At 73.3% G+C, this 10,478-nt stretch carries 5 protein-coding genes; 4 read left to right on the top strand and 1 reads right to left on the bottom strand.

Annotated features, from left to right (window positions below):
* Window positions 1–2 precede the first annotated feature (2 nt).
* Window positions 3–6,785 carry an SDR family NAD(P)-dependent oxidoreductase gene (locus tag ABEA87_RS41945; RefSeq protein WP_345639377.1) on the top strand — a complete coding sequence of 2,261 codons (6,783 nt, stop codon included), beginning with the start codon at window positions 3–5 and terminating at the stop codon, window positions 6,783–6,785.
* A 452-nt stretch (window positions 6,786–7,237) separates the two neighbouring features.
* On the opposite strand, the gene ABEA87_RS41940 is transcribed toward ABEA87_RS41945, so the two are convergent.
* Window positions 7,238–7,465 (bottom strand): DUF5988 family protein, encoded by a 228-nt coding sequence (locus tag ABEA87_RS41940; protein WP_345639376.1) that lies wholly within the window; start codon window positions 7,463–7,465, stop codon window positions 7,238–7,240.
* A 241-nt stretch (window positions 7,466–7,706) separates the two neighbouring features.
* Here ABEA87_RS41940 and pdhA point away from each other — a divergent pair, with 241 nt between their 5' ends.
* The 3 genes from pdhA to ABEA87_RS41925 form a co-directional block, all read left to right on the top strand.
* The gene (pdhA, locus tag ABEA87_RS41935) at window positions 7,707–8,801 is read left to right on the top strand and encodes a pyruvate dehydrogenase (acetyl-transferring) E1 component subunit alpha (protein ID WP_345639375.1); all 1,095 of its coding nucleotides are present in this window, start codon (window positions 7,707–7,709) and stop codon (window positions 8,799–8,801) included.
* Complete coding sequence (locus tag ABEA87_RS41930) at window positions 8,798–9,769, top strand: alpha-ketoacid dehydrogenase subunit beta (protein WP_345639374.1); 972 nt, start codon at window positions 8,798–8,800, stop codon at window positions 9,767–9,769. Before pdhA ends, ABEA87_RS41930 begins: the two co-directional genes overlap by 4 nt.
* 21 nt (window positions 9,770–9,790) lie before the next feature.
* Window positions 9,791–10,478 (top strand): biotin/lipoyl-containing protein (locus ABEA87_RS41925; protein ID WP_345639373.1); only part of this gene is annotated, 688 nt, incomplete at its 3' end.

Here is a 10,478-nt window from a genome sequence, read left to right as displayed (position 1 = left end):
GGTTGTTGTTGGGGTTGGCGGGTTCGGGTGGGATGGTGTCGGTGGCGGCGGGGTTGGGTGTGGTGGAGCCGTTGCTGCCGGCGGGGGTGAGTGTGGCGGCGGTGAATGGCCCGTCGGCCACGGTGGTCTCGGGGCCGGTGGAAGGACTCGAGGAGTTCCGGCAGCGGTGTGAGGGGGTGGCGCGGGCTCGGGTGTTGCCGGTGGATTACGCCTCGCACGGCCCGGCGGTGGAGGTGCTGGAGGACGAGTTGGTGAGGGTGTTGGACGGTATTCGTCCGCAGTCCGCGACGGTGCGGTTCTTTTCGACGGTGACCGGTGGCTGGGTTAGTGGTGAGGAGTTGGATGCCGGGTATTGGTACCGGAACTTGCGGCAGCCGGTGTTGCTGGATCGGGCGGTTGAGGTGTTGTTGGCGGATGGGTTCGGGGTGTTTGTGGAGTGTTCGGCTCATCCGGTGTTGACGGTGGCGATCGGTGAGCGGGATGGTGTCCACGCGACCGGGACTCTGCGGCGGGATCACGGTGATTGGCGGCAGGTGCTGACCGCGGTGGGGCAGGCGCATGTGTGGGGTGTGCCGGTCGACTGGTCGGTGGCGCTTCCTGGCCAGTACCCGCATGTGGATCTGCCGACGTATCCGTTCCAGCATGAGCGGTTCTGGCCGCGGTTGGCGGCCTCGACCGGGGATCCGGCCGGGCTTGGTCTGGCGGCCACGGGGCACCCGCTGCTCGGCGCGGTGATGACCCTGCCGGACCGCACCGTGTTCACCAGTGTCCTGTCCACCAACACGGTGCCCTGGCTGGCCGATCACGTGGTCGCCGGTACTGTCCTGTTCCCCGGCACCGGATTCGCCGAGCTGGTGCTGCACGCCGGGCAGGACGCGGGCTGCCCCTACGTCCGCGAACTGACCCTGCACGCCGCCCTGCCGGTGGCCGACGCACCGATCGCGCTGCGGGTGACCGTCCTCGACGCCGATGAGGCAGGCGACCGGCGCATCGTCATCCACTCCCAGCCCGTGCCGCGTCCGGACGCCGAGTGGACCCACCACGCCAGCGCCGTCGTCTCGTCCGTTCCCGGCGCCACCATGCCTGCGGTCGCCGCCGAGCCACCGCCGGGGGCCACCCCGATCGACCTGACCGGCTTCTACGAGGCATTGGCCGACGGGGGAGTCGAGTACGGGCCGGCCTTCCAGGGAGTGCGGGCCGCCTGGCGCGACGGTGAGGACGTCGTCGCCCAGGTGGTGCTCGCGGACGAGCCGGGCGGCCACCACCTGCACCCGGCCCTGTTCGACGCCGCCCTGCACTCCTGCGGCCTCACCGGGGTGGAGCTGGTCGGTGCCGGTCCGCAACTGCCGTTCAACTTCAGCGGACTGTCGCTGAGCGCCACCGGCGCGACCGAGCTGTGGGTCCGGCTGCGCCCGCTGGGGCCCGGCCGGGTGGCGCTGGCCGCCGCCGACCCGAGTGGTACCCCCGTCGCGGCGGTCGAGGAGCTGACCCTGCGCCCCGCACCGTCCATGGCCGCCGGCGGCTCGACCCTCTACCGGGTCGCCTGGCGTCCGGCCCCCACCACGGCGCAGCCCGCCCGTTGCGAGCTGTACGCCGCCGGCGATCCGTTCGGCCTGGCGGCGGTGACCGTGGACGAGGGCGCCGACACCGCGCTGCTGCCGGTGATCGGCACCGACGCGCACGAAACGGTCCGATCCGTCCTCGCCACGCTGCAGGCCTGGCTCTCCGACCCAAAAACCACCGATCGCCGGCTCGCCGTGGTGACCCGCCACGCGGTCGCCACCGGTGCCGGGGACGAGGCGCCGGATCCCGTCGCAGGCGCCGTCTGGGGCCTGGTACGCAGTGCGCAGAGCGAGCATCCCGGCCGGTTCGTGCTGGCCGATGTGGACGGTCCGGAGTCGATCGACGCCCTGCCTGCCGCGGTGGCCAGCGGGGAGCCCGAGCTGGCCATCCGGGCCGGTGCGGTGCTGGCGCCCAGGTTGGTGCGGCAGGCGCCGGGGGAGGGGCCGGCGCCGTGGTCCGCGTCGGGTCGAGTGTTGATCACAGGTGGTACGGGGCTCTTGGGTGCGTTGGTGGCTCGGCATCTGGTGCGGGTGCACGGGGTGCGGGAGTTGTTGTTGGTGAGCCGGTCGGGGCTGGCGGCCGAGGGTGCCGCGGACTTGGTGGCGGAGCTCGCCGAGGTGGGTGCGCGGGTGGAGGTGGTGGCCTGCGACACCGCGGATCGCCAGGCGCTTCGGGCAGTCCTCGACGCGTACCCGATCGACGCCGTGGTGCACGCCGCCGGCGTGCTCGACGACGGCGTCGTGACGAACCTGACCCCCGACCGGCTGGCCGCCGTCCTGCGGCCGAAGGTGGATGCCGCCAGGCTCCTCGATGAGCTGACCCGCGATCGGCCGCTGACCGCGTTCGTGCTGTTCAGCTCGTTCGCCGGGCTCATGGGCGCCGCCGGGCAGGCGGCCTACGCGGCGGCCAACTCCTACCTCGACACGCTCGCCGCGCGGCGGATGGCCCAGGGTCTGCCCGCCCACTCGATCGCCTGGGGGCTGTGGTCCGAGGCGAGTGCCATGACCGGGCACCTGTCCGGGACCGACCGGGTCAGGATGAGCCGGGCGGGCATGACGCCACTGTCCAATGGGGACGGTCTGGCCGCGCTGGACGCCGCGCTCGTCGCCGGCGAGCCGGTCGTGGCCGCGGTCACCCTGGACCTTCCGGCGCTGCGCCGCGCCGGCGCCGTTCCGGCGCTGCTCACGGACCTCGTGCGGGTTCCGCTGCGCAAGGCTGCGGCCGCGGCTCCCGTCAACGAGCTGGCCACCCTGGACCGCCGGGAACGCGAGACCCGGCTGCTCACGCTGATCCGCGAGCTGGTCGCCGCCATCCTCGGCCACGGCTCGGTCGATCGGGTAGAGCCCGAGCACGCCTTCAAGGAGCTGGGCTTCGACTCGCTCATGGCGGTCGAACTGCGCAACCGGCTGGCCGCGGTGGTCGGCGTACGGCTGCCCGCCACGCTCGTCTTCGACTTCCCGACACCGCAGGCGCTCGCCGCCTACGTGAGCGGCCTGTTCGGCGCGCCCACCGAGGACGCCCCCGAGCGCTCCGTGGCCGCGCGCAGCGACACCGACCCGATCGTCATCGTCGGCATGGCCTGCCGCTACCCGGGCGGGGTTCGCTCACCGGAGGCGCTGTGGAGCCTCGTCGCGGCGGAGACCGACGCGGTCGGCGAGTGGCCGGTGGACCGGGGCTGGGACGTGGACGCCCTCTACGACCCCGACCCGGAGCGCAGCGGCACCTCCTACGCCCGGCAGGGCTGCTTCCTCTACGACGCCACCGAGTTCGACGCGGGCTTCTTCGGCATCTCGCCCCGCGAGGCGCTGGCCATGGACCCGCAGCAGCGGCTGCTGCTGGAGACCTCGTGGGAGGCGGTCGAGCGGGCCGGCATCGACCCGCGGTCGCTGCGCGGCAGCCGCACCGGCGTCTTCGCCGGACTCATGTACTTCGACTACGCGGCGCGACTGTCCAGCCTGCCCGAGGGCGTCGAGGGCTACCTCGGCACGGGCAGCTCCGGCAGCGTCGCCTCCGGCCGCATCTCCTACTCCCTCGGCCTGGAGGGCCCGGCCATCACGGTCGACACGGCCTGCTCCTCGTCGCTGGTCGCGCTGCACCTCGCCGCGCAGTCCCTGCGTCAGGGCGAATGCGACCTGGCCCTGGCCGGCGGCGCCACCGTGCTGTCCACCCCGGCGCTGTTCATCGAGTTCAGCCGCCAGCGCGGCATGGCCGTGGACGGGCGGTGCAAGTCCTTCGCCGCGGCGGCGGACGGCACCGGCTGGGGTGAGGGCGTCGGGGTGCTGCTGCTGGAGCGCCTCTCGGACGCCCGCCGACAGGGCCACCCCGTACTCGCCGTGGTTCGCGGTTCGGCGGTGAACCAGGACGGTGCCAGCAACGGGCTCACCGCCCCGAACGGGCCGTCCCAGCAGCGGGTGATCCAGGCCGCGCTGTCCGCCGCGGGGCTGGCATCCGGCGACGTCGACGCGGTCGAGGGCCACGGCACCGGTACCCGGCTCGGCGACCCCATCGAGGTGCAGGCGCTGCTGGCCACCTACGGCCGGGACCGCGATCCGGACCGCCCGCTCTGGCTCGGATCGATCAAGTCGAACCTGGGGCACACCCAGGCCGCGGCCGGCGTCGCCGGCGTCATCAAGATGGTGATGGCGATGCACGCCGGTACCCTGCCCCGGACGTTGCACGTCGACGCGCCGAGCGACCAGGTGGACTGGGCGTCGGGTGAGGTACGGCTGCTCTGCGCGGCTCGGGAGTGGACGGTGGGCGGCGACCGGCCCCGGCGCGCGGCGGTGTCGTCCTTCGGCATCTCCGGCACCAACGCCCACGTGGTACTCGAGCAGCCCGCCCCGGCGGAGCCCGAGCCCGCCCCCGCCCCGCGCCGACCGGAAGCCCCGGCGTACGCCTGGGGCGTCTCGGCGCAGTCATCGATGGCGCTGCGCGACCAGGCGCGGACCCTCGCCGGCCACGTCGCCGGTGCCGACCTGGACCCGGTCGACGTCGGCTACTCGCTGGCCGTCTCCCGCACGACGTGGCCGCACCGGGCAGTCGTGCATGGGCCCGACCGCGACGCGCTGCTCGCCGGCCTCCGCGCCATCGCCGAGGGCGAGCCCAGCCCGTACGTCGAGGCGGGCCGCAGTTCGTCGGGCCGGCTCGCCATGCTGTTCACCGGGCAGGGCGCGCAGCGGCCGGGCATGGGGCTGGCGCTGGCGGCGCGGTACCCGGCCTACGCCGACGCCTTCGACGCCGCCTGCGGCGAACTGGACAGGTACCTGGACCGCCCGCTGCGCGACGTCATCGCCTCCGAACCGGAACTGCTCGGCCGCACCCGGTACACCCAGCCGGCCCTGTTCGCGACCGAGGTGGCGCTCTTCGCGCTGCTCCGCGGCTGGGGCCTGGCGCCGGACTTCGTCACCGGCCACTCGATCGGCGAGATCGCGGCCGCTCACGTCGCCGGAGTGCTCACCCTGCCGGACGCGGCGGCGCTGGTCGGGGCCAGGGCCACGCTGATGGACGCGCTGCCGCCCGGCGGCGTGATGATCGCCGTGGGGGTATCGGAGAGCGAGGCCCGCGCCGCTATGCCCGACGATGGCAGCGTGTCCGTCGCCGCCGTCAACGGGCCCACCTCGATCGTCCTGTCGGGCGATGAGGGCCCGACCGAGGCGGTCGCCGGAGCGCTCGCCGCCGCCGGGGCCCGCATCCGCCGCCTGACCGTCAGCCACGCGTTCCACTCCGAGCGGATGGCGTCGATGCTGGACGACTTCGGCGACGCGCTCGCGGGCCTGAGCTTCCACTCGCCGCGCATCCCGATGGTGTCCGCGGTGACCGGCCGGTTCGAGCCGGACGCCGTGCGGGATCCGGGCTACTGGGTCAACCAGGTGCGCGCGACTGTGCGGTTCGCCGACGCTGTACGCAGCCTCGACGAGGCCGGGGCGGCCACGTACCTGGAGGTCGGGCCGGACGCGGTGCTGTCGGCGATGGTCCGCGAGACGCTCGGCGCCGACACTCGCGCCGTCGCCGCGCTACGCCGGGACCGGCCCGACGAGGCGGCAACGACCGCGGCCCTGGCGGCGCTGCACGTGCACGGTGCGCCCATCGACTGGCCCGCCTTCTACGCCGACCTCGGCGCCCGGCGGGTCGACCTGCCCACCTACGCCTTCCAGCGGGAGAAGTACTGGCTGGACGCGACGCCGGGCGCGGCGGTACCGGTGTCCCCGGCCGTTGGGCCGGCCGGCCCGGTCGAGGCGGAGGTCGACGACCCCGCGGAGCGGCTGCGGCGTGACCTCGCGACGCTGGACGTGGCTGAGCGGCGCGAACTGGTGCTGCGGCACGTGCTCCTCGCCGCTGCCGCGACGCTCGGGTTCACCCAGGCCGACGCGGTCGAGCCCGACGCGCCCTTCCTCGAGCTGGGCTTCACCTCGCTCGGCGTGATGGAGCTGCGCAACCGGCTGACCACACTGACCGGCGTCCCGCTGCCGGCCGGGCTGATCTGGGACCACCCCACCGCCGCCCACGTCGCCGACCACCTGCTGGAGCACCTGCGGCCACCGGCCGAGGACGACGCGCCGGGCACCCTGTCGCTGCTGTTCGACCAGGCCCGCGCGCAGGGGCGCACCGACGAGTTCAGGGCCGTCCTGCTGGCCAGCGAGGCGCTGCGGCCGGTGCTCGCCGAGGCCCCCGAGCCCGGCCGAGTCAGCGCGCGGCGGCTCGCCGACAGCCCGGACGGCCCGGTCCTGGTGTGCGTCGGCTCGCCCGACGGCGCGGACGAGTTCGCCGATGAGGTGGCCGCCCGCTTCGGTGGTCTGCGCACCGTGCTGGCCGCGCCGCAACCGCGCGACGGCGACGCGCCGGCGGGCAGCCGCGCGGTGGCCGCCGAACTGCTGGCCGCGTCGTTGCGGCCGTTCATCGAGGACCGGCCGGTGGTCGTCGTGGCGCACGGGTCCGGCTGGCTGCCGGCTCAGGAGCTGACCGCGTGGCTGTGCGCGGCCGGCCACGAGGTGGACGGCTTCGTACGCGTCGACCCGGCCGACCCGGAGCGGGAACTCGCCGCGTTGCCGCCCCGGTCCACCGAGCGGGTGCTGTTCGATCTGGCCGCGCAGCTGCGGCTGTTCGGCGGTTCCGGCGACGTGGCGACCGAGGTCCCCAGCGTCACGGTGAGCGCCGGACCGGACGACCCGGCCGGGGCCCAGGCTCTGCACGAGTGGCTCGCCAGCACCGCGGCCGCCCGCTGAGCCGTCCCGGGCCCCACCGGAAGTGCCTCGGCGGGCGGCGCGACCGCCCGCCGAGCGCCCGAGCCAACAAGACCGAGCGTGCGAGACGACGGGGTCGAGCGCGGGAGCCAACGAGACCGAGCGCGAAAGACAGCGAAGTCGAGCGCCCGAGACGACGAAACTCCGGCCGGTTGGACCGGCCGGAGTTTCGTCGTGGGTGGACGGCGCTCGATCAGAGTGGAATGTTGCCGCGGGGCGCGGCGCCGTTGCCGCGTTCAGCGGGTCCGTTGCCGCCTCCAGCGGTTCCGGGCAACGCATTCGGGTGGCGGGCTGCTCGCGACCGCACCGACCGGATGGCCGGTGACTCCCGGCGCAGCACCCCCCGATGTAGCTTGCCGCGTCGCGTCGGAGTTTGGCGAAGGAGTAGGTGCCGCAACGTCGACGAATTTTTCGACTGTGTTGCCGGTGGTACGTTACTCCGCGATTTTCGTCCGCATGGTCCATTGGAAAGGAATGGGTCCGGTTTCGGCCGCTCCGTCGACCTGCTCGAAATGCTCGTACCCGGCTCCGAAATGCAGCTTGATCTTGCTCTCTGCGTGGTCCACCACGAGGCGGCGCGCCTCTTCGGGAAGGCCTTTCGGGCCGCCACGGAGGATGATCTCGCGGCCGGTGTACTGGCGGTGGTTGGAATCTTGGATCATTACACCTCCATCTGGTGCGGGACTCCAGAATGAATGACCCGGTGGCGCGGGTGGCACCCGTAGCGATCCCCTAGAGCGATCTTCACGTTCCCCCTAAGTTCAGCAGGGGTTGACGCCCACACGCGTTGCGCGGCTAGTGTTTCGGTGTGGGCGAGCGAATGGTGCGGCCACTCATCGGCGCCGCGTTCACCGCCTCCAAGGCTTTGGCTTCCGCGCATACCGACAGGAGATCGCGGTGGGCATGCAAATCGACGCTGACGAATCAATAGGCGAATCGGAGTACGGCGACGGGGTGCAATTGCTGGCGCCGGACGGCCGGCGCCGCGACCATCCCGACTACCCGCTTCGGGTCACCGCCGAGCAGTGCCGCGCGCTCTACCGCGACATGGTGCTCACCCGGCGGCTCGACGCCGAAGCTGTGCTGCTGCAACGTCAGGGCGAGCTCGGCATGTGGATTCCCAGTCTCGGCCAGGAGGCGGCGCAGATCGGTTCGGCCCGCGCGGCCCGCCCCGGCGACCACGTCTTCCCTGCGTACCGGGAGCACGGAGTCGCGCTGTGCCGTGGCGTGGAACCGGCCACCCTGATGGGGCTGTTCCGCGGCGTCAACCACGGCGGTTGGGATCCCGCCACCCACGGGTTCCACCTCTACACGATCGTGATCGGCTCGCAGGTGCTGCACGCCACGGGGTACGCGATGGGCCTGCGCAAGCGCGGTACCGAGGGCGCGGTTCTCGCGTACTTCGGGGACGGCGCGGCCAGCCAGGGCGACGTGAACGAGGCCTTCAACTTCGCCGCGGTCTTCGACGCGCCGGTGGTGTTCTTCTGCCAGAACAACCAGTGGGCGATCTCCGAGCCGAACGAGCGGCAGACCCGGGTGCCGATCTATCAGCGCGCGGCGGGCTACGGCTTCCCGTCGGTCCGCGTCGACGGTAACGACGTGCTGGCCTGCCTGGCCGTGACCGCGAGCGCGCTGGAGCGTGCCCGCGGCGGCGGGGGACCGACCCTCGTCGAGGCCGTCACCTACCGGATGGGCCCGCACACCACGGCCGACGACCCGTCGCGCTACCGCCGGCCCGAGGAGGTTGAGCTGTGGGCGCGGCGCGACCCGATCGAGCGCCTGCGCCGGCTGCTGGTCGCGGAGGCGTACGCCGGCGACGACTTCTTCGCCGAGGTGCGGCGCGACGCCGATGAGCTGACGGCCGGGCTTCGGGTCGCCGTACGCGGCATGCCGGACCCGTCGCCGGAGGCGATCTTCGCCCACGCGTACGCGGAACCGCACCCTCTTGTCCAGGAGCACGCGGCCGCCGCCCTGGCCGCGATCGGAGCGGACGCATGACGACCATGACGCTGGTACGGGCGCTCAACGAGGGCCTGCGTGCCGCGCTGGAGCACCCGGACGTACTGATCATGGGGGAGGACGTCGGCCGCCTCGGCGGCGTGTTCCGGGTCACCGACGGCCTGCTCAAGGACTTCGGCGACGAACGGGTCATCGACACCCCGCTGGCCGAGTCGGGGATCGTCGGCACCGCGATCGGCCTGTGCCTGTCCGGCTACCGGCCGATCGTGGAGATCCAGTTCGATGGCTTCATCTTTCCGGCCTGTAACCAGATCATCACCCAGCTGGCCAAGATGCGCGCGCGGTCGCTGGGCGCCGTGACGCTGCCGATGGTCGTGCGGGTGCCGTTCGGCGGCGGGATCGGCGCGGTGGAGCATCACAGCGAGTCGCCCGAGGCATACTTCGCGCACACCCCGGGCCTGCGCGTGGTGGCGTGCAGCAATCCCACCGACGCGTACTGGATGATCCAGCAGGCGGTACGCAGCGACGACCCCGTCATCTTCTTCGAGCCGAAGCGGCGCTACTGGGAGCGGGCCGACGTCGACACCGCCGCGGCGCCGCCACCGCTGCACCAGGCCCGCACGGTGCGCCGGGGTACGGACGGCACGTTGGTCGGCTACGGACCGACCGTGCGGGTGTGCCTGGAGGCGGCCGAGATCGCCGAGCGGGAGGGTCGAGCGCTCGAAGTGATCGACCTGCGCTCACTGTCCCCGCTGGACATCGAGACGGTCCGCGCGTCCGTGTCCCGGACCGGCCGGCTGGCCGTCGTCCACGAGGCGTCCACCTTCCTTGGCCTGGGCGCCGAGATCGCGGCGGCCATCACCGAACGGTGCTTCTACGAGCTGGAGGCGCCGGTACTGCGGGTCGGCGGCTACCACGTGCCGTATCCGCCAGCGCGGCTGGAGGAGTACTTCCTGCCCGACGCCGACCGGGTGCTCGACGCGGTCGACCAGCTGCTCACCTACTGACGTTCGCGAAGAGAGGGACCGATGCCGACGTACCGGCGATTTTCGCTGCCCGATCTCGGCGAGGGGCTCCCCGACGGTGAGATCCTCAGCTGGTTGGTGCGCCCCGGCGACGCGGTCACCGACGGCCAGGTGGTCTGTACGGCCGAGACCGCCAAGGCGGCCGTGGACCTGCCGATTCCCTTCACCGGCGTGGTACACGAGATCCACGTGCCCGAGGGCGCCACGGTGAACGTCGGCACGGTACTGGTCACGGTGGACGTCGAGCCGGCGGGCGCCGAACCGCCGGACACCGGACCCGCTGACGCCGAACCGACCGACACTGGACCCGCCGACACCGGACCCGCCGACACCGGACCCGCCGACACCGAATCGGCCGACGCCGAGGTCCGGCAGCCCGTGCTCGTCGGCTACGGCCCGGGCGGCTCACGGTCGCGCCGCCACGGGCGCTCGACCCGCCCGTCGGTGACCCGCCCAGCAGTGGCCCGCCCGGCGGCGGCCCGCCCGGCAGCGACCCGGCCGACAGTGGCCCGCCCGGCGGCGGCCAGACCGGTAGTGGCCCGGCCGGAGCCACCCGACGCGGCCGAGCCCGTCCGGCCGCTGGCCAAGCCGCCGGTGCGCAAGCTGGCGCGCGACCTCGGGGTGGACCTGACCGTCGTTGTCCCGTCCGGCCCCGGCGGCCGAGTGTCGCGCGACGACCTGCTCGCCGTCG

It is taken from the genome of Rugosimonospora acidiphila (assembly GCF_039543385.1).
In the GTDB taxonomy this organism is placed as follows: domain Bacteria; phylum Actinomycetota; class Actinomycetes; order Mycobacteriales; family Micromonosporaceae; genus Rugosimonospora; species Rugosimonospora acidiphila.
This window is presented reverse-complemented; position numbering and strand designations above follow the sequence as displayed.